The following is a 23,050-nucleotide window of genomic DNA, read 5'->3' on the forward strand; positions in this document are numbered from 1 at the left end:
GTTGGCGGTTACAAAGCCAGCTTCGAACTGACGTTACCGAAACCGCAAGCCCTTCATAACGATTCCCTGGCCACAAGCGGGCAATCTACCGGCTGGGCACCCGAGACTTCGAGGCCATCGATCAAGTACCGGGCGGCATTGCGACCGATCTCGTAATACGGCAGTTGCACCGTGGTCAGCGCGGGGATGAACAGTTCGGAAATGCCGATCATATTGTCATAGCCCAGCACGGCGACATCACCGGGGATTTTCAGGCCACGGCCCAGCAGCAGTTGGTAGGCACAAAAGGCTATGCGGTCATTGCCGCAGATCAGAATATCGAACTGCGGACGGCCATCAATCATGTGCCGTTCAAGGATGGCTGCGGTTTCCCCATAGGCGTCATGCTCGGAGAGGTCGTATTGCAAGAGTTCGCCGGTAGCCAGGCCGAATGCCTGGCAGGCACGCTGCATACCCGCCTGGCGAATTTTCCAGGCCAGGCTCTTTTTTGGCAGATTGATAAACAACGGACGTCGGTAGCCCTGGCTGAACGCATGGTGCAAGGCGCGGTACTGCCCTGTTTCGTCGTCCGGCACATAACTGACGAGGCTGCTGTCATCGGCTACGCAGTTGGCGAGCACCAGCGGTTTGCTTTTCAAGCGCTGGGGAATAGTCACTTCGCGCAACCCCATGGCGCTGAAGATCAACCCGTCAGGTCGGTGGGACAGCATCAGGTCGACGTTCTGGTCAGTGGGCGGGTTGCTTAGCAGGTTGAGGATAAATACGTTCCAGCCTGCCTGCTGTGCGGTCTGCTCGATGGACAGCAGCAGCTCTACTGCGAACGGCGTTGTCGCGGTGTCCAGCGCAAACACTCCGATGGTTCGTGTCTGCAAGTTGTCGCCGCGAATCCTGCGCGCTGACAGGCTGGGTACGAATTGAAGCTCGTCAATCGCGCTACGGACTCGCTGATACGTCTCGGGGCTCAGTTTTTCCGGATTATTGAGCGCCCGGGATACCGTCATCAGGGACACACCGGCCAATCGTGCAACGTCTTTAACTGAGGTCATGCAAGGCGGGGCCTGTCAGGTTGACTGATAATTATCATGCTACAGAGGCCTGATTTTTTTCGCGACTTCAATGATTTACCTGTAAGCATCCCGAAGAGAGTTCCCATGCGTTGGCAATGCACACCCGGCCTCCGGTTCCGTTGGCAATAAGCTTGACCCCCAGGCTGTCGGTCTTTGGATAAAGGCGACTACTGAAGCTGAAGCTGCCGTTTTGGTCAAACACCTCAATCGACGAGCGATCCAGGAAGACTCGCAGCTCAAGCCGGTCCTGTTGTGGATCTATTGCTACGCTGCGTTGACCGCTGACGTGGCTGCCCGACTGATCGCGGTCCAGTATCAAACGTTTTAGCGACGCATCGTAGTAAAGCAGAGTTTGCTCCTTGCCATCTGAACTGCAACGCAACGCCACTCCCAGGTGACCTTCGATGCAGTCGAGCAGGTCCAGGTGCACGTGGATTTCCAGCAGATCGCCGTGTACGTCATTCAGCCACTGAGTGCCCGCTTCGCTCCACCAGGGAGTGCCTGGCAATGACGCATTGCGCAGCGCTGTCAGTTCGCGTGCGGGGTGCACGCAAAGGCGATCGTCGCGCAGTTCGAGTTCGCGTGGCAGGCCGAGCATTCCGCGCCAGTGATGGGTTGCTGTGGGGGTCGGGCTTTCCCACATATCGAGCCACGCCCACACCAGACGTCTGCCATCGGCAGCCACGAGGGTCTGCGCAGCATAAAAGTCATGGCCGTTATCCAGTTCGATAAAAGGCCCGCCGTTGAACTGCCACTGGCTGTCGATTTGGCCCACTCGGTAGCCGGTATGAAACTTGTTCAGTCGCTCGTAGCCCTGGGCTGGCATGCCTTGGGGGGAGTAAAGCAGTACATCGCGTCCATCAAGGCGAAACAGGTCAGGGCATTCCCACATATAACCATCGCCTTCGTTGCCGCTGGATACATAGCTCACGAATTCCCACGCGTGCAGGTCCACAGACCGATACAACGGCAGCAACGGCCTGTCGCCCAGACGCGCACCGGCAATCAGGTACCAGTGGTCATCCTGCTGCCAGACCTTCGGATCACGGAAATGAATGATCGTGTCTTGCGGCGGGCTGTCGATGACGGCACCGTGTTTGACGAAGTTGATGCCGTCGAGACTGGTGGCCAGGCACTGCACCTGACGGATCAAAAGCTCGTCGCCTACCTCACCCAGCCAGGTGTGCCCGGTGTAGATCAGTGCCAGGGTGTCGCCACACACCACTGCGCTGCCGGAAAAACAACCGTCCCGGTCGAAGTCATCACCGGGTGCCAGGGCAATGGGCAGGTGCTGCCAATGGACCAGATCGGCACTCTTTGCATGGCCCCAGTACATCGGGCCCCATTTCGCGTCGAACGGGTGGTGCTGATAGAACACGTGATATTCGCCACGAAAGAACACCACCCCGTTAGGGTCGTTCATCCAGCCCGCAGGCGGGGCCAGGTGATAACCGGGTCGATAATCGTGGATTACCTGCGCCAGGCTATCCCTCAATGCATGGTGCGCGCGCTCAAGGGCGGTGGATATTGGACCGTTCATGGCATTCACAGAAAAACTCATAGGGAACCCGCTTGTACGAAGTGCGGCGTGGTGTCGTGTGTCAGGTGTTGGTCGGCGTCAGAGTGGCGTTTCAAGGCCAGGCCATCGGCGTCGAACACGTGCAGATTTTCGGTATCGAACTGCAGCGCGACCCGGTCGTCCACCTGCCATCCGGCTTTTGCCTCGCACCGGCAGATCAAGGGTTCGTTCTCGTCTGTAGCCAGATGCACATAGACCTCGCTACCCAGGTATTCGACACTGGTCACGGTGACGCCAGTGCCACTGTTCGCTGCACTTAGAGATATGTGTTCCGGACGGACACCCAGGGTCAATTGCGCGTCGTCGGCCAGGTTCGAGCTGTCGAAGGGCAGGGATGTCATGCCCAGTGCCGGGATATCGATCAGGCTGTTGCGGCTTGGTGCGTGCAAGCGGACTGGCAGAAAATTCATTCTTGGCGAGCCCAGAAAACCGGCGACGAAGAGGCTGGCGGGGCGCTCATAGAGTTCGCGTGGTGAGCCAACCTGTTCGACCTGACCGCCGTTGAGGACGACAATTTTGTCAGCCAGGGTCATGGCCTCTACCTGATCGTGGGTGACGTAGATCATCGTCGAGCCCAGCCGCTTGTGGAGCCGGGCGATTTCGTTGCGCATCTGGACCCGCAGCGAGGCGTCCAGGTTGGAAAGCGGTTCATCGAACAACAGGATGTCCGGTTCCCGCGCCATGGCTCTGCCCATGGCCACGCGCTGACGCTGCCCGCCGGACAATTCCCGGGGCTTGCGCTGCAGCAGTTTGTCCAGTTGCAGGATCTGCACGGTTTTCAGCACGCGTTCGCGCAGGCTGCTTTTTTCCGTCTTGGCCAGCTTGAGGCCGAAACTGATGTTGTCGTAGACGCTCATGTGCGGGTACAGGGCGTAGGACTGAAAGACCATACCAACACCACGCTCGCGCGGTTCCAGGTCATTGACCCGTCGTCCGTCGATCAGCAGGTCGCCTGCACAGATCGAATCCAGTCCGGCGATCAAGCGCAGCAGCGTCGACTTTCCGCAGCCCGAAGGGCCGACGAACACAACGAACTCACCCGCAGCGATCTCCAGGCTGACATCGCGCAGAATGCGCGTGCCGCCCAATTGCTTGTTGATGTTGGCTAGCTTCAATTTCATCACGATGCTGTTCCTTGTCAGTTGTGTGCATCAACCTTTCAACGCGCCGGCAGTGAGGCCGGAAACGATGCGGCGCTGGAAGATCAGCACCAGAATCACCAGTGGGACGGTCACCAGCACCGACGCCGCCATCAACAGGCCCCAAGGCAATTCGTGGGAGCTGCCACCCGAAATCAGGGCGATGGCGACCGGGACCGTTCGTTGCGCGTCTGTCAGGGTGAAGGTCAGGGCAAACAGGAACTCGTTCCACGCGGCAATAAAAGCCAGCAGGCCGGTTGTGACCAGCGCGGGCCACAGCAGCGGCAACAGCACACGGGTGAGCGTGACCCAGGGCGATGCGCCATCCATGATTGCCGCTTCTTCCAGCTCATGCGGCAGTTGCCCCATGAACGTGGTCAGCACCCAGACGGTGAAGGGCAGGGTAAAAATCGTGTAGCTCAGGATCAGTGCCCATGAGGTGTTGTACAGACCCAGTGCGCGGATGACTTCAAACAGCCCCGACAGCACCGCGACCTGAGGAAACATCGAGACGCCGAGCACCATCATCAGCACCGTGCCGCGGCCTCGGAACTTGACCCTGCCCAGGGCGTAGGACGCCGTCAGGCCCAGGAACAGCGCCAGCACTACCACACTCAGCGCAACCACCAGCGAGTTGGCGATGGCCTGCAGGAATGACGCCTGACTGAGGACCGCTGCGTAATTGGAGAAGTCGGCTTCGGTGATCCAGTAGCTCACTTCAAACAAGGCACTGGACGGTTTCAGCGAGGTCAGGATGGCGTAATAGAAAGGGAAGATCGCGTACAGCAGCACGACCCCGACCAGGCCCCAGAAGGCCAGGCGCAGCAGCGCTTTCTTCAGTGGGTGCAGGTTCATGAGCGCACCTCCAGCTGGCGACGTCCGAGGTACAGATAAAGCATGGCAATCACTGCCACGACCAGAAACAGCAGGGTGGAGGCGGCGCTGCCGTAGCCGACGTCCTGGAACTCCACCAGGTGCTGGCGGGCATAGACCGACATGCTCATGGTGCTCGAAGAGTTGGAGGTCAGGACGTAGATGACGTCGAAGACCCGCAACGAATCGAGAATGCGAAAGATCGCGGCGACCAACAAGGCTGGCATCAGCAACGGCAAGGTGACTCGCCAGAACACCCGCACCGGATGAATGCCGTCGACCCGGGCGGCTTCGTAGCAATCGCTTGGCAGCATCTGCAGTGCCGCGAGCATCAGCAGGGTGACAAAGGGTACGGTCTTCCAGACGTCGACGATGATCACTGCCCACATCGACAGGTCCGCATCTGCCGTCCAGGCCAGCGGCGCGTCGATCAGGCCCAGGCTCAGCATCATATGGTTGATGATGCCGAACTGGTCATTGAGCATCCACGACCAGATCTTCGCCGAGACGATGGTCGGAATCGCCCAAGGGATCAGAATCAACGCACGGACCAGCGCGCGGCCGGTGAACTTGACGTTCAACAGCAACGCCACCATCAGTCCCAGGACCATTTCCAGCCCGACCGACACCACGGTGAAATGCAGGGTGTTGCGCACCGCGTTCCACCATTGCGGATCGACCAGCACGCCAGACCAGATGACGCCGTCGTAGAGCAGATAATTGCTCAGGCCCACGAATGAGCCACTGCCGGTATCCGACAGATCGGCATCGGTCAGGCTGAACCAGAATGTGCGCAGCAACGGCCAGGCCGCCACCAGGACCAGGCACACGAGCATCGGCGTCAGAAACAGCCAGGCGGCGCGTAGCCTGCGACGTTGTACAGGCGTTTCCCGGGTGACGAGTTCGTCGTCTCCGGGGAAGTCGGTAGAAGAGACGGGCATGTTGATTTCCTTACGTGTGGCTTACCAGTTCCGGCGTTTGATGCGGGTCAGTTCGCGTTCCAGTTCGACCAGTGCCTGATCGACCGGAATATCGCCCGCCAGCACGCTATGCACCCGATCGAAGAATGCGTTGGAGACGCGTGGGTAGCCGTTGGCCGTTATCGCGGCGGGGCGCATGACCCCATTGCTGAGGATGCTGTGCAGCTGCGGGTAGTAAGGCATCGCCGCGAGCAACTCGGGGTCGGCATACAGGGACTCGATGACCGGGTTGTAGGCACCTGCCAGGGCACGCTGTTTTTGCTGCTGGGCGCTGGTAAGGTAGGCAACCAGTTCTGCCGCCAGTTTGGGGTTGCGGCTGTAGCGCGAAACCGCCAGGCCCCAGCCTCCGAGCGTTGAAGCGTGGGTGCCGTTTGCGCCGCCACTGGGCAGGGGCGCGACGCCGACCTTGTCTTTTATCGCGCTGTCCTTGCTTTGCACCAAGGCCCAGACGTAAGGCCAGTTGCGCATGAACAGCGCATTTCCCGACTGGAATACGCCACGGCCTTCTTCCTCGGTGTAGTTAAGTACGCCGGGCGGTGAGATCTCGCCGATCCAGCTTTTTGCCAGGGTCAGCGCGACTCGTGAGGCCTGGCTGTTGACCACGATGTCTCCGCGCGGGTTGACCAGTCCGCCGTCCGGCTGGCTGCTGATCCATTCCAGGGCGTTGCACGTCAGGCCTTCATAGGCGCGCCCCTGGAACACGTAGCCCCACATAGTGGCATTCCCCGCATCGCGTTCGGCTTTTTGCACTTTTTTGGCGGTAGCGGTCATGTCCTCCCAGGTCTGGGGGACCGGCTGCTGGTACTTGTCGAGCAGATCCTTGCGGTAATACAGCAGCCCCGAGTCGGTAAACCAGGGCATCGACACCAGCCGGCCGTCGACGGTGGCGTTGTCCACCTGTGCCTGGAAATAGCCTTGTGTCGCATTTGCCGGAAGCAGTTCGCGCAGATCCGTCAGGTGTTTGGCGAGCATCCCCGGCCACACCATGTCGATTTGAATGATGTCGATGTCGGTGGACTTGGCACTGAGGATCTGCTGGTAGAACGACAGGCGTTCGGTTGCCGAGTTAGGCGTGGAAACCACTTGAACGTTGTTGCCGGTCTGTTTTGACCAGCTATCGACTGCATCCTTGCACAGTTGCAATTCAGCGCCGACGGCCCCGCACGAGATCGTTAGATCAGATGCGTTCGACAGCGCAGAAAACCCGGCAGACAGGGTGAGCAGCGCGGCGGGAAGAAGAGATTTCAGCTGTTTCATAGAGCCCTCTTTATTTTTGTTTTTATAAAAGTTAACGTTAACATCATCAATGTAACAGCGTATTTTCGATGTGGCACCCTTTTTTCTCCGATTTGCACAATTTTGTGCTGAAGGAAAAGGGCTCGGCCAACGTCACGAAAACAATAAAAACAAAACAGGAAGTCCACATGCAGAACGCATCAAGATGGCTACTCGCAGGGGTACTCGGCACCTCGACAACCGTCTCTCAGGCCGCGACTCTGGAAGAGCGGATGGCCGCATTCGAAGCCCGTGCCAGCGCTGCGGAAAAACGTGCAGCCGCAGCCGAACAGCAAACCCAGGCGCTCGCCAGGGAGCTTCAGCAACTCAAACTCTCTACCCCCGCTTTGCAGCCTGCCGCACCCACTTCTGCGTCCACCGTTGCGGCCAGTTCACAGCCGGCTCTGGATGATCGCGTGGCAAAACTCGAAGCCCGCCAGCAAAGCATGGAGAAGCCAGGCAGTGCCGGACACCTCACCGACGGGTTCAGCTTCAAGGGCTACGCTCGTTCCGGTCTGTTGATCAACGACGGTTTGGGCGGCGGTCGCGGTGGGCCTTATACAACCCCCGCAGGTTCAGTCGGTGGTGCGGTCGGGCGCCTGGGTAACGAAGACGACACCTACATGCGCTTCGATCTGTCGAAAGAGATCTACGCGCAGAACGGCACGCGCTCCAAGTTCACCGTCTCCATCGCCGACGGCGTTGAAAGCTATAACGACTGGACGGCCACCGAAAGCAGCCTGAACGTGCGTCAGGTATTTACCGAACTCGACCACATTGCCGCCTTCAAGGGGAATTCAGTGTTCGAAAACGCCACGCTGTGGGCCGGCAAGCGCTTCGACAGGGATAATTTCGATATCCACTGGCTGGACTCGGACGTGGTCTTTCTGGCCGGGACCGGTGGCGGTATCTACGATGTGCAGATGACCAAGGACTGGCGCTCGAACTACTCCCTGATCGGACGTAACTACGGCGATTTCAGTGAGGGCGGCGTCGATGCCGATGTGGAAAGCTACATCCTGACCTCCAACCAATTCTTCGACAATGGTCAGTGGCAGTGGATGTTCAACGCCATTGGCGCAAAGAAAAACGACGTCGGTACGCGCACTAATCAAGCGGGTTTTGCGCCTGCAGATTCAGGCCTGCACACCATGTTGGCCAATCACCAGAAAGACTTTTTCGGCAGGGAAGGCTTCTTCAAGACGGCGTTGCTCTATGGGCAGGGCCTGGGGGCTCAGGTCAAGGACATTGGCGCAGATGGTGAACTGATCGACGACGCCCGCGCGGTGCGTCTGGCGATGTACGGCGAGACGCCTATTGCGCCGGGATGGCGCATCGGCCCGAGCTTGCTGGCCGAGCAGAGCAAAGACCGCTACGTCAAAGGCGACGATTACCGCTGGCTCACTCTGAACATGCGCCTGGCCAACGAGATCAACAGTAACTTCGAGATGGCCTACGAGTTGAGTTGGCAAACCATGGACCTTGACCCCAAAGGCTACCTGCAACGCAATGCAGTCGACGGCAACTTCTGGAAGTTCACGGTTGCGCCGACCTTCAAGCCGGACATGGGTGACCTGCTAACGCGTCCCGAATTGCGAGTGTTCGCAAGCCTCATGAACTGGTCTTCGGATCTGGACCGCTACAGCACGACCGGCAACTTCGGCAAAAGTGATTTCAACTCCGGTGGTGTCTGGCAGTTCGGCATCCAGATGGAAACCTGGTTCTAGTGCGGTAGTTCAGATGTGCCAGTGAAAATTCAGGCTCTCAACTCATCGCTGCGCTCAGGGCCTGATTTCTTCAACGGGTTGTTTCGGCACTTTAGAGAACTTGTAAAACAGATTTGGCTCGCTGACGACGTACAGGTTGCCGTCGTGATCCATGGTCAGGCCTTCAGGTTGGGGAGCGCTGTTCTGGAGGTCGGAAAATGTACCCAGCAGTGATCGAATGCTGACGAAACGCCCTTTACCGTCCAGTTCTGTGATCGAGCGTGACTGATCGCTGAGCAGCAGTAAATGACCGGTACGCGGATCGAAGTAACCGTCTGAAAGGTCGCGTGCAGCGACGCTTTTCGTGATCCAGTCCAGCCGGTCGGCAATTTTGATCTGCAAACGGCCCTGATCAATGGAGCGCAGGACTCCGGAAACCTCGAACATCTGGCGCGGATCGCGTTCCTTGATCGCGAACAGGCGGTCGTTGGCAGGATCATAGGTCACGCCCTCGAATCCCTTGTTCTGGTTACTTGGGTTGATCAGTAGCGCAATGAACTGGGCTTCCTCGACGTGGATTGGGCGTGCTTGCGTCGGCAACGTGATGATGTCCAGTTGCTGGAGATCTTCATCGCACAGCACGATGCGACCGTTACCCAGATAAGCCAAGCCTTCTGTGTCGTCGAAACCGATCAATGGGTAACGAGCGATTATGTCGCCGTTCGCGTCAAGCGCCAGCAGTTGCATGGGGCCTTTGTTGGTCACTGCCAGCAGTCGATCATTGTCGTAGTCGTAGGTTATCCCGGAGATATTGGCGACGTCCGGGGCAAGTGGTTTGGCGTCGATAACCACATGGAAATCCGGCAACCAGATATTCTTTTCGGCTGCCGTATTGCCCTTCAACCAGGTGCGACCGTAGTGGTACAGCTGTTGGTGGACATGAAAGTGTGCCGACACGGCGTAAGCCAGCAGCAGAACCCCGAGAGCACCTGCACTCAGCACTATCTGTGCGAGTGATACCTGCCTTCGAGCGACATTCGACCACGTCAGCCGCTTTGCCTTGATCGTTTCCGACTGCATGGCTTCAGGCACTCCCGCGTGTCGGGCGGCTGGGCGGGTGATTAATCAACATTCTGCTGCCAGGCGAAGCGATAGGCTTTCATGAGCGGTTCCGGTTTACACAGGCCGTTGTCGGCATCGGCATCGACGATGAACCAGTCAGCTCTGGAGGTCTGACCCAGCGGCCGGGCTTTTTCCGGCAAGAAGCAATTGGCCAATTGTTCACCCGGGACCAGAGCAAAGGTGTCGGGATGTTCTCGTAGCCAACGGGCTGACTGTTCGATTGCCGACGGCTTGGCAAAACCGAAATGCACGATGGGTTGGCGTGCATACAGCCAGTGGCCCTCGCGCCAGTTGACCAGTACCAGGTCGGCTCCCTGGGTGACGCTGGCGGCTTGTTCCATCAGGCTCTTGTGTGGATTTTCTCCCTCTATGACGGGTTCGATGAACCCTCTGGCGAACCACAGGCTGAGCCAGACAACCACCACTGCGGGGACCAGTCGCCCAGCCCTGACGCGGTCGTGGAACCAGCGTTTCAACAACCAGGGCAGCAAGGGGGCAGCGACCAGTACCAGACCGGGCAGCGCCGGAAAGATGTAGATCTTGCGTTTGCCACTGGAGAGGCTGAAGAACAACAGCACCAGCAAGACCCAGCCGAGCAGTACCATAACCCGGCCATCCCGCTTGCTCAGTTGTCGGCGCCATGCCGGGATCAGCCAGGGCAGCACCAGCACCAATGGCAGCCAATACTGGGGGATGACTTTGACGAAGAAATACCAGAATGGCTCGCGATGGTCCCAGGCGCTGGCGTAGCGATTAGCCGTCTGGTGCAAGAGTATTTCCTGCACATAGGCGAAGCCTTCCGGCCCGCCATCACGCACGACCGAGATAACCATCGGCACCAGCCACACGCAGCATGCAAGTAATAACGCCAGTAGACCCAGCGCCCAGCGGCCTATCTGTCCAGGCATGGCCACGACACCGGACCAGCCTTTACGCGCGGCATAGGCGTAAGGGATCAACATCAATGCGGGAACAAAACCGACGCCCTTGGTGATAATGCCCAGGCCCATGGCCGCACAGCTGAAATAAAACCAGCCCCAGGCCGGTCCGAGCAACAAGTGGCGAACCAGCCCATAGAAGCCCAGCGCAATCCATAAGCACAGGAAGCTATCGATTTGTCCGGTGCGCAGGATGCTGTAGGTCTGATAGGTCGCCAGGAACAGCAAGGCGGCGTACCGTCCGATACGTCGGTTCCACAGACGGCTGCCCAGATCGTAGAGGACTGCGGTGGTCGCGCCTGCAGAGAGCAGCCCGGGCAGGTAAAGCGCGATGTTCGGGCTGCCCGTCAACCAGATGAAGAATGCGGTAGCCCACATGAACAGCGGCGGCTTGTCGGCATAAATCTCCCCGGCCCTGTGCGGGACGAACCACGAGCCGTTCTGCAGCATTTCCAGAGCAACGCCCAGAAAACGTTCTTCGTCCACGTTCTGCGGTAGACGCAGGCCCAGGCCGGCACCGACCAGTAAAACGGCCAGTGCGACCAGTAGCCATCCCTCGAGGCGAGGCGAAAGTTGAGTTCGCAATGTCATTGCCCCTCGGGTGTCTTGGCCTGTCGGCTGATCAGCTGCAGGTTGCGCATGTACACCAGCAGACCAAAGGACTGGCCGGCAATGAAGACCGGGTCCTGTCGATAAATGGCGTAAGCCAGCAAGATAGTGCTGCCCAGCATGCTCAGGTACCAGAAGCCCACCGGAATGATGCTGCGCTTCTTGAATTCGCTGTACAGCCATTGCAGGACAAAGCGTCCGGTAAAGACGGCCTGCCCGACAAAGCCGAGGATCAGCCACCAGACGCCGACCAGATCCAGAATGCCCACCAGTGCGCGGTCCAGATTGCCGTACTTGGACACGCCGGCCTGGCGATGGCGGTGGTTGACGGGGTGCGTGACCATACGGCCGTTATGCCGCTGAATCAGCGCTGGAATGAACCGGTGCATATGGTCGAAGTACGGCAGGCGCAGAAAAGCTGCTCGCTCAATCAGTTTCAGACCGCAACCGGTGTCTGGGGTAGCGTCCTTGAGAAGGCGACTACGCAGGCCGTTTGCGAATCGCGAGGCCCAGCGTTTACTGGCCGTATCGCGACGATTCACACGGTGCCCTGCCACCAGCTGGATCGCCCCGGGGCCTGCTTCGTGAGCGCGTACCAACGCCAGCATTCTTGGAATGTCCGCAGGGTCGTTCTGACCGTCACCGTCCAGGGTCGCCAGCCAGGTGCCGTTGGCCGCCAGTGCCGCGTGATAGACCGAGGTGCTCTGCCCGAGCGACTGCTCGTGGCGCAGGATCCGCAACACGGTCAGCCCGCTGTCCTTGAGGTGAGTCAGCACTTTCAAGGTGTCGTCTGTGCTGCCGTCGTCAACGACCAGTATCTCGTAGCGCTCACCGTCCAGCGCTGTGCAAATCTCTTTTATAAGGCTGGGCAGGTTATCGGCTTCATTTTTGGCCGGTATCACGACGGAGAGAAAGGTGGGCGTGGTCATGGAAGTCCTTGTTATTGAAGTGGCACACAGAGCCGGGCCTGATAATGCTCCCGATACCAGTCGACGAAGGCCCTGACGCCGGTGTCGACCGAGACCTGTGGTTGAAAGTCGATCCATTGGCTCAGCGCACTGACGTCAGCCCAGGTTTTCAATACGTCGCCTGCTTGCAAAGGCAGGTAGCGTCGCTCGGCGCGCAGGCCTAGCGCGGCCTCCAGGCAATCGATGAACTCCAGCAGCTTGACGGGCTGACCGCGGCCGATGTTGAAGAGTTGGTGAGGTGGCTCGCTGCCAACCGTGTCGGGCGGCAGCAAGCGCAGACGCAGGATGCTTTCGACAATATCGTCGATGTAAGTGAAGTCCCGGGCCATTTCGCCATGGTTGTAGATATCCACAGGCTGTCCGGCCAACATGGCTTTTGTGAACTTGAACAGCGCCATGTCAGGCCGGCCCCAAGGTCCGTAGACGGTGAAAAAACGCAGCCCTGTGGCGCGCAGGCCGTACAGGTGGGAATAGCTGTAGGCGGTGAGTTCATTGGCGCGCTTGGTGGCGGCATACAGGGACAGCGGCCGGTCGACGGCATCCTCAACCTGAAACGGCATGCGCGTATTGGCGCCGTAGACCGAGCTGCTCGACGCGTAGATCAGGTGCGCTGGTCTGTACTGCCGACAGGCCTCGAGCACGTTGATAAAGCCGACCAGATTGGATTGGGCGTAAACATTCGGTTGCTCAAGCGAATAACGCACACCGGCCTGGGCTGCCAGGTGGATGACCTGTTCGAATTCATTGTGCGAGAACAGGGCGGACAGACCTTCGGCATCGGTGATGTCCAGCCTGTTGAACTGGGCAGCCTGCGGCTGCAAATTGTGGGATTTTGAAATCGGTTATCATAGCCGAAATCGAGTCGATCCCTCCTCAGCACAGGCTTACACATGGCGTCAGAGACCAAAAAACGTAAACGGGCGAGCCGGGCAAAAGCCAAGGCAAAGCAGACCCGTCTCCAACGCGCCGGGCATACTACCTTCGTGCCCGATACCGACTTTTCCTTCGATATCGATCCTTTCGGTGATGTCGATCTTTGTAGTTGCTGCCAGACAACGTATCTGAACGACAGGTTTCCCGACGCTTCTTGCGTAAGCGTTTAGATGAGAGAAGGGCCAGGCGGATTCGCCATCACCGCCGTCATTCACCACGATGAGGAGCCGCCCTGCTGACGTGGCCTCTGCACCGCCTGCTTACAAACCTCGACCGCTCAAAAACCTCTTCACGGCCAACGGCTGCTGGGCAGATTTGCTGGAAGCCGGCGGTCTGCGCCAAATCGAAGTGGAGTCGATCAGCAAAATGCTCGCCTGCGGCACCTCGATACTGGGCGTCAAACACTACACCTGTGCCAATGAGCATTGCCCGCACGTCAAATACCTGTGCAACACCTGCCATTGCCGGGCCTGTCCTTCCTGCGGCAAAAAGGCCACCGACCAGTGGATCGCCGTGCAAAACAACCGTCTGCCCGACTGCCCCTGGCAGCATCTGGTGTTCACGCTGCCCGACACGCTGTGGTCCCTGTTCTTCTACAACCGCTGGCTGCTCGATGCGCTGTTTCGTCTGGCGGCCGATAACCTGATCTACACCGCCAAGCGGCGCGGTTTGCGCGTCGGGATTTTCGGTGCGCTGCACACCTATGGCCGGCGGCTCAACTGGCATCCCCACGTCCACCTGTCGGTGACCGCGGGCGGCCTGGATGAGCAGGGCGTCTGGAAAAATCTGTCGTTCCACAAAGAGGCCCTGCGGCGGCGCTGGATGTGGCTGGTGCGCGATTACCTGCTGGGACAGCCGCTTTCGCAATTGACGATGCCGCCGCAGCTGGCCCACATCCACTGTGAAAGCGACTGGCGCCGTCTGATACTGACCGCTGGTGGCCAGCACTGGCACATCCACTTGTCGAAGAAGACGAAAAACGGCCGAAAGACCGTCAATTACCTGGGCCGCTACCTGAAAAAACCGCCCATCTCGGGCAGCCGATTGGCCCATTACACCAACAGCGCGACCTTGAGTTTTACCTACCTGGATCACCGCACCAAGACCTATCAGCAGGAAACGCTGAGCCAGACCGACATGCTGCGCCGGGTGGTGCAGCACATCCCGGAGAAGCACTTTCGGATGATCCGGTATTTTGGATTTCTGGCCAACCGCGTCTGTGGCCGACAGCTACCCCGGGTGTATGAGGCGCTACGCATGGAAAGGCGTGGCAAAGCGCCAAAACTGTATTTTGCGCAGATGAGTAAAGCGTTCTTGCATCGGGATCCGTTCAGCTGCGTGCTGTGCGGAGCGCGGATGGTGTACACCGCAGCCATCGCCGGCCTGACCGTGCAGGGCCTGGTCAACAATGCCCACAGCATCGCGCAATTGAGGTACGTGCCGGCCTGATACGGGAGAGGTGCGTCCAAAATCTGGAAAAGGTAAAGAAAAGTCGCTTTCAATCCATTTTTCGGCGTGGGTGATGGGTAAAAAAAGCTTTTTGCCGCCATCGACGCCACGTTGGCATCACGCCGAGGGGACCTTTTTTGGCGGATTACCTTGTATAGGAATTATTGAAATTCCTATACATGAACAGTTGACTCAGCAGAACAGTCGACTAATCACCTTTGACTCGCCACTGCCTCCCGAGCAAGAGCTGCGTCTGGAAAATTTTTCAGGACGTGAAGCGATTTCTGAACTTTTTGCGTTTGAGGCCACGCTGATATCAAGTGACGCTCGAATTGAGTTGAAAAAGCTTGTGGGCAAGAAGGTTTCCCTCGGTCTCACCCTTGCTGATGGAAATGTGCGTCATCTTAGTGCTCACGTATCGGACTTCGTGCATTTGGGGGCCGATGGAGGCGTCGCCAGCTATCATGCGCGGCTGGTGCCGTGGGTCTGGCTGCTTAGCAGGCGCAGTGATTCGCGCGTTTTTCAGGACAAAACAGTAGAAGAGGTTGTAAGGGAAATTTTTTCCTATTATCAGAGCCTCGCAGTATTTGAGTTTCGTCTGACTCGTCCTCTAAAGAAAATGAGTTACTGTACTCAGTATATGGAGTCAGACTTAAATTTTATTCTTCGTCTCCTCGAAGCTGAAGGTTTATTTTTTACGTTTCAACATTCCCAAGATGAACACTGCATGATGATCATGGATGACAGTCGCGATCTTCCTGCGCTGCCTGCTCAACCCGTCATTCGGTATCATCGCGCATCTGTCACCGAAGAGGCTGACTCGATCACCACGTGGTCGTCCTCTCGTAACCTACAGCCTACTCAGTTGGCCATGAAGTCTTTCGACTATAAACAGCCCAGAGATCCGCAACTGGTACAGATGAAATCAATCGCCAAACAGGGCGAGGTGGGAGAGTTTGAAACCTTCGATTATGAGGGGGTATACGGTTACACTGATCTTGAAGATGGCCAACAAAAAGCCCGAAACCGGCTAGAGGCGATGGAGGTATTAGGCAAGCAGTTTTCGGGTTCCAGTAACTGCCGTGTCATGGAGCCTGGATATTTCTTTGAGCTGACGCAGCACTACGATCATGACCAAGATAGCCAGGAGGACAGGCAGTTTTTATTGCTGAGCGTAAATCACTCAGGCCAGAACAACTATCTCAGTCACGGTGAGCCCGGTTACCAGAATTCATTTGAGTGCATCCGTCGTAAGATCCCTTACAGGCATAGACTTTCTACACCGCGGGCTGCAATCCGCGGCCCGCAAACCGCCATCATCGTCGGCCCCCCCGGCGAAGAAATCTACACTGATGAAATGGGCCGTGTAAAAGTGCAGTTTCACTGGGACCGCTATGGCCAGTTCGACGACAAAAGCTCCTGCTGGGTCCGCGTTGCCCAATCCGGTGCCAGCGGCGGTTTCGGCAGCATTCAGATCCCTCGTGTCGGCGACGAAGTCGTAGTGGTATTCCTCGACGGTAACCCTGACCGCCCGCTGATCATGGGCAGTCTCTACAACAGCCAGAACACGCCGCCATGGTCTCTCCCGGCCAACAAGACTCAAAGTGGCTTCCTGACCCGGTCGATGAAAGGCCATGGCGGCACAGCGAACTTCTTTCGCTTTGAAGACAAGGCCGGTGCTGAGCAAGTCATCATGCACGCCGAGCGCAACATGGACACCGAGATTGAATTCGACGAGACGCACAAAGTCGGTAACAACCGCTTGATGACAATTGATGGCATGCAAACCGAGATCATCAAGAAAGACGCTGTGATGAGTGTTCAGGAAGGCTCACTGACGATTCAGGTTGATAACCAGTTCATCCATGTCAATGCCAAGCAGCACATCATTCTTCAGGTAGGCGAAAGCAGCATCACCCTTACGCCGGACGGAATAGAGATCAAAGGCAATGCCATTACCACAGTGAGCAAGGGCACAACTCAAATCACCGGCGCGCCGGTCAGAGTCAATGACTGAGGTAGCGAGCCGATGACCAGCACCAGTATTTATGATCGTATTTAAGAAAGGCTTTTGGCTCAGGGGGCACTAGGCTCTGTACGTAAAGTGGCTGCGCTCGGTGATGCTGCGTTAAAAACAGGCTCGAGCGCGAGTCCGATCGGAATGCTCATTTACAACACGTAGAGTCGAGCGCGACCCCGGCCGTTCCTCGCCTGTTTTTGCCTTGCCTGGCCTTCGCTCGCCGACTTTTCGTACAGAACCTAGGCTGCATGGTTCTGGCTACTCATGCCCGCCTTGTCACCACCAGCTCCACCGCTGCAATGCGGTCCACGTCTTCGTAACCCTCTTCAAGCAACTCTTCGCCAAACACATCCGGGTCCAGTTCGCGATAGGTCCATGCCAGCGCCGCATGATCGATATCGCCGCGTACGGCCTCGAAGAACGGGTCGTGCTCGCCCACCATGGCCACGCCGGTATAGAGCACCAACGAGCCGCCCGGGGTAAGGCGATCCAGTGATTCGCGCAGGATGCGCACTGACAGGTCCGCGCCCAATGCGTCACCACCGTGGCGGTAGGCGCGGCGTTTGGCGTCTTTCATGTACGGCGGGTTGGCAACGATGAGGTCGAAGTTGCCCGTCAGACCCGAGAGGATGTCGCTGTGGCAGCATTGCATGTTTTCCAGCCCGGCCACCCTGGCGTTGGTCTGAGCGAAATGCAGGGCCTTGGGGTTTATGTCGACGGCGTATACCTGCGCCTGCGGGCGCGCAACTGCGATCAGCAGGGCACCAGCGCCGGTGCCACAGCCGATGTCGACAGCACGGCTGATCGAGTGTGAAGTGCCTTGCAGATGACGATTGATGGAGTGCGCAAAGCGATAGGTATCCGGACCGAAAAACACCGAGTCTTCATCGCCGGTAGGAAACGCGGAATGCACCAGCAACAAGTCATCCAGGCTTGAAAATCTCACCCGGCTCTTCAAGCCGTCTTCGCTGCGTTGAAGAATACCGGCTTCCAAAAGCCCTTGAGCCTCTGCAACCGGAAGCATGGACTCCGGTATCGTACGGCTCCATCCGAAGACATCCCGCAGCGATACCGCAGTGCGGTTCTCCGGGCGTTGATTGACGTGTTGATGAGTCAACGGCGTGGGCGTGATGAAACGATAGCCACTGGTTTTGAGGCGCTGGGCGAGCGCAATCAGCGCGGCGCTGTCGGGCAGTGATTGAGTCATGGGCGGGCTCCTGTCACTCGTTCGGCCATGCTGCTGACAAACAGGCGAGTGGCATGCAGCCCGGCGGCTGTCGCGTGCCTTGCCGGAGACATGCTTTCGATCAACGTAGACATCTTCTCGGACGCTGCTGCCGACTCGAGTTTCATGTGCAGCTCGCGCACATCCGGGTCAGCATCCGCCGATGCAGGCACGGCAAGAACCGGCAATGGCTGAGCACCGCCTTGCAGATTGCGGAAACGGGATCGAAATGCTTCCGGCAGCCGCTTGCCGACAGGCTGCTGAGCGCTGCCATCCGACAGCCATTCGCCGGCGATCCAGTCGTGCACCAATTGCTTTTCGTAGCCATTGAACACGCCGAACATCGGTGCACCGACCCCTTCGAACAGTTTCCAGAAGCGGCTATTGAGAGGGTCTTCGTGACGCTTGATCCAGCCCCTGTTTTGCAGCACGGCAAGAAACTCCGGGATCTGGTCGGGCTCGGCAAGCCACTCGTTGACTGTCTTGCCGTCCAGACGGCAATAGTCGGAATGCATGTGCTGACCGAAGGTCCGCTTGCGCTCCAGCATGGCGATCACCTCCTGCTCCAGATCGAACGACTGGATCACAGCAGTCGAGCCCATGCCCAACTCGTTCAGCCTGTAGCCATTGGCGACACGGCGATAAAATTCGTCGCGTTCCTGGCCCACAGGCAACAGCTCAAGAACGCTCTGCGCAGCCTTGCGTGCGTGGCCGGTGCTGGCGTTATCGATCGTCACATGCAGCGTGAAGTAATAAGGGTCGATGCCCAGTTCATTCAGTTCGAACGATGTGATGAGCAAATGCAGCGGCAGCTGTTCATAGCCCAGGTTGTAACCAATCACCTCGGGAAGGTACTGCTCGCTCAGTTGCCCCAATGACAGCTGAATGGCGCCTTGCAGATAGGCGTCATCTGCCAGTGGGGCGCTGGTGTCGCAGTCCAGGTCGGCCAGCAACTTGCGATAAAGGGAGACATGATTCTGCGCCTGTTCGCCGTCGCCCAGTTCTTCCAGGTAAGTACGAATCAGACCGTGAAAACGGTAGTCTGCCCAATGCGGCAGCAAGCCATACAGCCATGCGCCGTCAACCAGCTTGGTCGGCGCGACCTGCTGAATGAAATACATCGCGTGAGCCTTGGTCTTGAAAAATCGCCTGGGCTGCCCGGCGCGACGTTGTTCAAGGTAGAGCGCATAGTGATCGGCTACGACCCCTACGTTCTGCTCCATCCAGTGTTCCAGCGCTTCAGGCTGAGCCGGAAGGTCGCAGTTTTCCCGCTCGGCCTGGGCCAGGCAGTGATTCAGAAACATGACCGCATCGTGTTGATATTCTGGAGCACGTTCACTCATCCATGATTGATAGACGGTTTTTGAACAGGCTTCTTCAACGACGGTTTTGACGACGGCATTGCCAGTCATCACTTGAAGAGACGTCATGAAAATCGTACCTCGGCAGTTGAAAATCACGATTGACGCGGTCACGCGAGACTTTCTGTTTTCTATGCAGCGTAGATAAGTGAGTATCGTGATACGGGGAAATTCAGCGTATTTTGCCGAGGGCCGATAGGTGGCAGATGTGGTTATTCCATAAGCACGAATGCCTCGCGGAAAAAATGTATTCTCGTTCTGTGTGCACATCAGGAACAGGCGATCATGGACAACTCACATGGCGTACAGAACCTTGTCTGGCAAACCAGCCAAGTGTCCTCGACAGACCGTGAGCAGCATTTGAAGCAAACGCCGAAAACAGTCTGGCTGACCGGATTCAGCGGCTCCGGAAAGTCCACCATAGCGTTTGCACTGGAGCGAGCGTTGATGGATCGTGGCAGGCTTGCGTATACCCTGGATGGCGACAACGTACGTCAGGGTTTGTGCCGGGATCTGGGGTTTGCTGCGGAGAACATCAGGCGCATCGCTGAAGTCGCCCGGTTGATGAATGACGCAGGCCTGATCGTTATCTCGTCATTCATTTCGCCCTATGAGGCCGACCGGGAAGCCGCTCGCTCGATCATTGGCCACGAACGCTTCATCGAAGTGTTTATCAGCACACCGCTTGAAACCTGCATTCAGCGTGACCCTAAAGGGCTTTATCGCCGGGCGTTGGCAGGCGAGTTGAAAGATTTTACCGGCATCAGCGCCCCTTACGAACCGCCTGCTGGCGCCGCCCTTTGTCTTGATACCAGTCAATTATCAATGGATGACTGTCTTGAGCGAGTTTTACGACTGCTCAGTCTGAATACATAAGCTGGCTGGCTCACCTGCTGGGTTCAGGATCATCGACATCGGCCTTTTGCTGCAAGCGGTCGGACAGGCTGAACACAGGTTTTGGGCGTGGGTCAAAACGTCTATATCGTCGATAACGATGACGTATTCAGCCCACACAAGGATGATCGAAAATGAACAATTATTTTCGCATGAGCGCCATTGCCATCGTGCTTTCGCTAGGGTCTGTTCCCGTTTCGACGTAACCCATTGATCTCTATGAGAACAGGCCCGTATTGTTGGAGTTCTCACACAACACCAATACGAGCCTGCAATGCCCCGATTAATGCTCAGTGATGAGCACTGGCCGAAGCTTCGAGAAATTTTGCTGCACGAATCGATCTACAACAAGCGAGATTTGCGCACCACGGTTGAAGGCATGCTGTACCGCATGCGTGTGGGTTGCCCTTGGCGAGACCTGCCGAAAGCGTTTGGAAACTGGAGCAAGGTCTACAAGCGGTTCAATGCCTGGTCTGCTTCAGGCAAGTGGGTCAAGGTGCTTGAGGTGCTGATGACCGATCCTGACATGGAGTGGGTTTTCATTGATGGCAGCTATGTAAAGGCTCATCAGCACAGTGCAGGTGCTGCCAGCACGCAGGACCAGGCCATCGGAAAAAGCCGAGCCGGTAACACCAGCAAGATTCACCTGGCTGTAGACGCTTGTGGGCTGCCCATTGCATTTGACGTGACCGGAGGCCAGACCAATGATTGTTCGCAGGCGGCCTCGTTGATTGCCAAGATGCCCAATGCAGAAGTGATCATTGCGGACAAGGGCTACGACACTGAAGCGATACGCGCTCAGGTCGAGCAGCAAGGCAGCAAAGTGGTGATTCCACGAAAGCGCAATTCTCTGAAAGGGAACGCAGATCTGGACAAAGGGTTATATCGCAATCGACATCTCGTAGAAAACGCCTTTGCCCGGTTGAAGCATTTCCGGGCGGCGGCTTCTCGGTTCGACAAACTCAAGAGAAACTATGAAAGCGTCATAGCAATGGCCTGCGCTTTTCTGTGGCTGCCAATGTGAAACGGGAACAGACCCTAGGCTCTCAAGTGGCTACCGCTGCGCAGGACGCTGATGACTTTGTAAAAGATGCTTCTGCAGGAGGGATCGCAGAAGTTCTGGTCGGCAAGCTTGTACAGGATGAGAAGGGTGTGTCTGCCGACGTGAAGAAGTTTGCTCAGCAAATGGTCACAGACCACACGGCTGCTAACGATAAGCTGGCAGCGATTGCCAAAAGCAAGAACCTTGAACTGTCCGAGGACCCCATACTGATGGACAAAGCCGAGGCCGCCATTCTGGAAATGCACAAGAAGTCGTTTGATCAAGCGTATGCCAATAATCAGGTCATTGCGCATGAGCAGGCGACCAAACTGTACAAGGAAGAGGCCGAGAACGGTGATGACCCCGAGCTCAAGGCGTTTGCCAAAGCCACGTTGCCAACACTTGAGCAGCATCTTGAACATGCGAAAAAACTTGCAGCTGCGCATGGCGACGACGCTGCCAAAAAGTGATGTAACTGTAAAAACGTGATGGGATATTGCACATGATGACATCTTCCTGGCGAGAGGTAACGTCATGCGGCTATTGATACGTCACTGAATGATATGACTCTCTGCGCTGCAAACATCTGAGCGTTCGTGAATGAACAAATCTTCTATGGTCATACGAGTCATGGTTATACCCTTTTCAGTAACCGAGTGACTTATCCACAGGCAAGGCTGGTGTCCAGCCTGCCCGGGGACTCGTCTTATAGACCGTATGCCATTGGTGACCAGATGTGATCAGCGTTCGGGCAGGTTGTTATCAAGCAAGGTTCCAACCCCGAAGACCTTCATAGCCATCACCACCTGAAGACCCCGACGTGCGAGCAGCGCCTGAGCCTCGAAAGCACGAAGCCCTTTTACAAACACCGCGTCGGTCAACGCAGTATCCAACTCGCCCTGAGACGGGAGAGGTTTGCGGGAGCGAAGTTTTTCATGATTCCGTTCTCCTGAACAAGGCAGGCTTAAACCCGTTTCAAACATTTTTGCCCTGTACAAAACCAGAACCCAGATCCGCACCGGTAATAGGGTTGGCAGTCGGATCGGACTGGGTCCGCTCCTTCATCATTTCCAGCACTTCTGCATCCTTGGCATCCAGCGTGACGGAAGCAGTGCCATCGCCGCCATCGACAGCCGGTTGTGGCGATTCCACATACTCCCAGACACCGCCCTGGTTCCACGGACCGCGTACATTGGGTTCACCGGACATGTTGAAGTACTTGTTGGTGAATTCCGGCATGCCTGGCAGCTTGCCCTGCGGGAAGTTGGGCTGGATGGCGTGCAGGGCTTTTTCGAAAGACAACTGGTGAGCGATTTCACGTGTCATCAGAAAGCCCAGTGCCTCTTTCACGCCCGGGTCATCTGTCACGTTCATCAAACGCTCGTAAACAATCTTCGCTCTGGATTCCGCAGCGATGTTGGAGCGGAAGTCAGCCGTTGGCTCGCCAATGGTATCGATGTAGGCCGCCGTAAAAGGCACACCGGCAGAGTTGGTCAACGGCGCACCGGCCCCGTACAGCAGGCTGGTGATATGGGAGTCGTTGCCATTGCCGTTGATGGAGCGGTAAAGCTCGCCTTCTTCTTCGATGCCTTCAGCCAATTGACCTTTGGCGCCTTTGTTGAGCATGACAATAATCGAGCCGACTATTTCCAGGTGGCTCAACTCTTCGGTGGCGATGTCCATCAGCAGGTCTTTACGGCCTGGATCCTCCTCGCTCAACCCTTGAGTGAAATAACGTCCAGCTGCTGCCAGCTCGCCTTGGGCACCGCCGAACTGTTCCAGCAGAAGATTGGCCAGTCCAGGGTTTGGTCTAGCTACCCGCACGGTATATTGAAGCCGCTTGTTATGAATAAACATGTCGTGTCCTCAG

General features: G+C 57.2%; 19 protein-coding genes and 2 pseudogenes. 6 read left to right on the plus strand and 15 right to left on the minus strand.

What is annotated here, in order from left to right:
• Nucleotides 1-53 precede the first annotated feature (53 nt).
• From AC4ANK_RS00185 to AC4ANK_RS00210, 6 genes are all read right to left on the minus strand, one after another.
• A complete protein-coding gene (locus AC4ANK_RS00185; RefSeq protein ID WP_031597025.1) occupies nt 54-1,046 on the minus strand; it encodes a LacI family DNA-binding transcriptional regulator in 993 nt (330 codons plus the stop codon).
• A 67-nt stretch (nt 1,047-1,113) separates the two neighbouring features.
• Nucleotides 1,114-2,628 carry a glycoside hydrolase family 32 protein gene (locus AC4ANK_RS00190; protein WP_031597023.1) on the minus strand — a complete coding sequence of 505 codons (1,515 nt, stop codon included), beginning with the start codon at nt 2,626-2,628 and terminating at the stop codon, nt 1,114-1,116.
• Nucleotides 2,625-3,770 (minus strand): ABC transporter ATP-binding protein, encoded by a 1,146-nt coding sequence (locus AC4ANK_RS00195; RefSeq protein ID WP_274521411.1) that lies wholly within the window; start codon nt 3,768-3,770, stop codon nt 2,625-2,627. The genes AC4ANK_RS00190 and AC4ANK_RS00195 overlap by 4 nt, the downstream gene beginning before the upstream one ends.
• A 27-nt stretch (nt 3,771-3,797) precedes the next feature.
• Nucleotides 3,798-4,640, minus strand: a complete 843-nt coding sequence (locus AC4ANK_RS00200) for a carbohydrate ABC transporter permease (protein WP_460383895.1) — start codon at nt 4,638-4,640, stop codon at nt 3,798-3,800.
• Complete coding sequence (locus tag AC4ANK_RS00205) at nt 4,637-5,599, minus strand: carbohydrate ABC transporter permease (protein ID WP_003430789.1); 963 nt, start codon at nt 5,597-5,599, stop codon at nt 4,637-4,639. Before AC4ANK_RS00205 ends, AC4ANK_RS00200 begins: the two co-directional genes overlap by 4 nt.
• A 21-nt stretch (nt 5,600-5,620) precedes the next feature.
• Nucleotides 5,621-6,895 carry an ABC transporter substrate-binding protein gene (locus AC4ANK_RS00210; protein ID WP_031597018.1) on the minus strand — a complete coding sequence of 425 codons (1,275 nt, stop codon included), beginning with the start codon at nt 6,893-6,895 and terminating at the stop codon, nt 5,621-5,623.
• A 167-nt stretch (nt 6,896-7,062) separates the two neighbouring features.
• On the opposite strand from AC4ANK_RS00210, the gene AC4ANK_RS00215 reads away from it, so the two are divergent.
• Complete coding sequence (locus tag AC4ANK_RS00215; RefSeq protein WP_032074469.1) at nt 7,063-8,640, plus strand: carbohydrate porin; 1,578 nt, start codon at nt 7,063-7,065, stop codon at nt 8,638-8,640.
• 54 nt (nt 8,641-8,694) lie between these two features.
• Here AC4ANK_RS00215 and AC4ANK_RS00220 read toward each other — a convergent pair whose 3' ends face one another.
• The 5 genes and pseudogenes from AC4ANK_RS00220 to AC4ANK_RS00240 form a co-directional block, all read right to left on the minus strand.
• Nucleotides 8,695-9,699, minus strand: coding sequence for an SdiA-regulated domain-containing protein (locus AC4ANK_RS00220; RefSeq protein WP_031597014.1), 1,005 nt, complete (start codon nt 9,697-9,699; stop codon nt 8,695-8,697).
• Nucleotides 9,700-9,740: 41 nt separating this feature from the next.
• Nucleotides 9,741-11,270 carry an ArnT family glycosyltransferase gene (locus tag AC4ANK_RS00225; RefSeq protein ID WP_044423900.1) on the minus strand — a complete coding sequence of 510 codons (1,530 nt, stop codon included), beginning with the start codon at nt 11,268-11,270 and terminating at the stop codon, nt 9,741-9,743.
• Nucleotides 11,267-11,542, minus strand: a complete 276-nt coding sequence (locus AC4ANK_RS00230) for a lipid-A-disaccharide synthase N-terminal domain-containing protein (RefSeq protein ID WP_460385231.1) — start codon at nt 11,540-11,542, stop codon at nt 11,267-11,269. Before AC4ANK_RS00230 ends, AC4ANK_RS00225 begins: the two co-directional genes overlap by 4 nt.
• Nucleotides 11,519-12,217: pseudogene (locus tag AC4ANK_RS00235) on the minus strand (glycosyltransferase family 2 protein); the annotation flags it as partial. The gene AC4ANK_RS00230 and the pseudogene AC4ANK_RS00235, both read right to left, overlap by 24 nt.
• Before the next feature lie 11 nt (nt 12,218-12,228).
• Nucleotides 12,229-13,071: pseudogene (locus AC4ANK_RS00240) on the minus strand (NAD-dependent epimerase/dehydratase family protein); the annotation flags it as partial.
• Between the two features lie 337 nt (nt 13,072-13,408).
• Between AC4ANK_RS00240 and AC4ANK_RS00245 the strand changes: the two are divergent.
• Nucleotides 13,409-14,638: an IS91 family transposase gene (locus AC4ANK_RS00245; RefSeq protein WP_082301315.1), complete on the plus strand. Its 1,230-nt coding sequence runs from the start codon at nt 13,409-13,411 to the stop codon at nt 14,636-14,638.
• Between the two features lie 163 nt (nt 14,639-14,801).
• A complete protein-coding gene (locus tag AC4ANK_RS00250; RefSeq protein ID WP_460385232.1) occupies nt 14,802-16,655 on the plus strand; it encodes a type VI secretion system Vgr family protein in 1,854 nt (617 codons plus the stop codon).
• A gap of 265 nt (nt 16,656-16,920) precedes the next feature.
• Here the strand turns inward: AC4ANK_RS00250 and AC4ANK_RS00255 are convergent, their stop codons facing one another.
• Together AC4ANK_RS00255 and AC4ANK_RS00260 are read right to left on the minus strand one after the other, a co-directional pair.
• The gene (locus AC4ANK_RS00255) at nt 16,921-17,865 is read right to left on the minus strand and encodes a N5-glutamine methyltransferase family protein (protein ID WP_002555975.1); all 945 of its coding nucleotides are present in this window, start codon (nt 17,863-17,865) and stop codon (nt 16,921-16,923) included.
• Nucleotides 17,862-19,313, minus strand: a complete 1,452-nt coding sequence (locus tag AC4ANK_RS00260; RefSeq protein ID WP_002555974.1) for an iron-containing redox enzyme family protein — start codon at nt 19,311-19,313, stop codon at nt 17,862-17,864. The genes AC4ANK_RS00255 and AC4ANK_RS00260 overlap by 4 nt, the downstream gene beginning before the upstream one ends.
• A gap of 216 nt (nt 19,314-19,529) precedes the next feature.
• Here AC4ANK_RS00260 and cysC point away from each other — a divergent pair, with 216 nt between their 5' ends.
• The 3 genes from cysC to AC4ANK_RS00275 all read left to right on the plus strand — a co-directional run bounded on the left by cysC (nt 19,530) and on the right by AC4ANK_RS00275 (nt 21,650).
• Nucleotides 19,530-20,120 (plus strand): adenylyl-sulfate kinase, encoded by a 591-nt coding sequence (cysC, locus tag AC4ANK_RS00265; RefSeq protein ID WP_460383900.1) that lies wholly within the window; start codon nt 19,530-19,532, stop codon nt 20,118-20,120.
• A 292-nt stretch (nt 20,121-20,412) separates the two neighbouring features.
• The gene (locus AC4ANK_RS00270; protein ID WP_460382697.1) at nt 20,413-21,162 is read left to right on the plus strand and encodes an IS5 family transposase; all 750 of its coding nucleotides are present in this window, start codon (nt 20,413-20,415) and stop codon (nt 21,160-21,162) included.
• Entirely contained in the window at nt 21,147-21,650 is a 504-nt protein-coding gene (locus AC4ANK_RS00275) for a DUF4142 domain-containing protein (protein WP_460383902.1), read from the plus strand. The genes AC4ANK_RS00270 and AC4ANK_RS00275 overlap by 16 nt, the downstream gene beginning before the upstream one ends.
• A 270-nt stretch (nt 21,651-21,920) precedes the next feature.
• Here AC4ANK_RS00275 and AC4ANK_RS00280 read toward each other — a convergent pair whose 3' ends face one another.
• Both AC4ANK_RS00280 and AC4ANK_RS00285 read right to left on the minus strand, forming a co-directional pair.
• A complete protein-coding gene (locus AC4ANK_RS00280; protein ID WP_460383904.1) occupies nt 21,921-22,163 on the minus strand; it encodes a hypothetical protein in 243 nt (80 codons plus the stop codon).
• The gene (locus AC4ANK_RS00285) at nt 22,156-23,037 is read right to left on the minus strand and encodes a manganese catalase family protein (RefSeq protein WP_002555970.1); all 882 of its coding nucleotides are present in this window, start codon (nt 23,035-23,037) and stop codon (nt 22,156-22,158) included. Before AC4ANK_RS00285 ends, AC4ANK_RS00280 begins: the two co-directional genes overlap by 8 nt.
• Nucleotides 23,038-23,050: the final 13 nt, after the last annotated feature.

Source organism: Pseudomonas sp. Pmew2 (assembly GCF_058129885.1).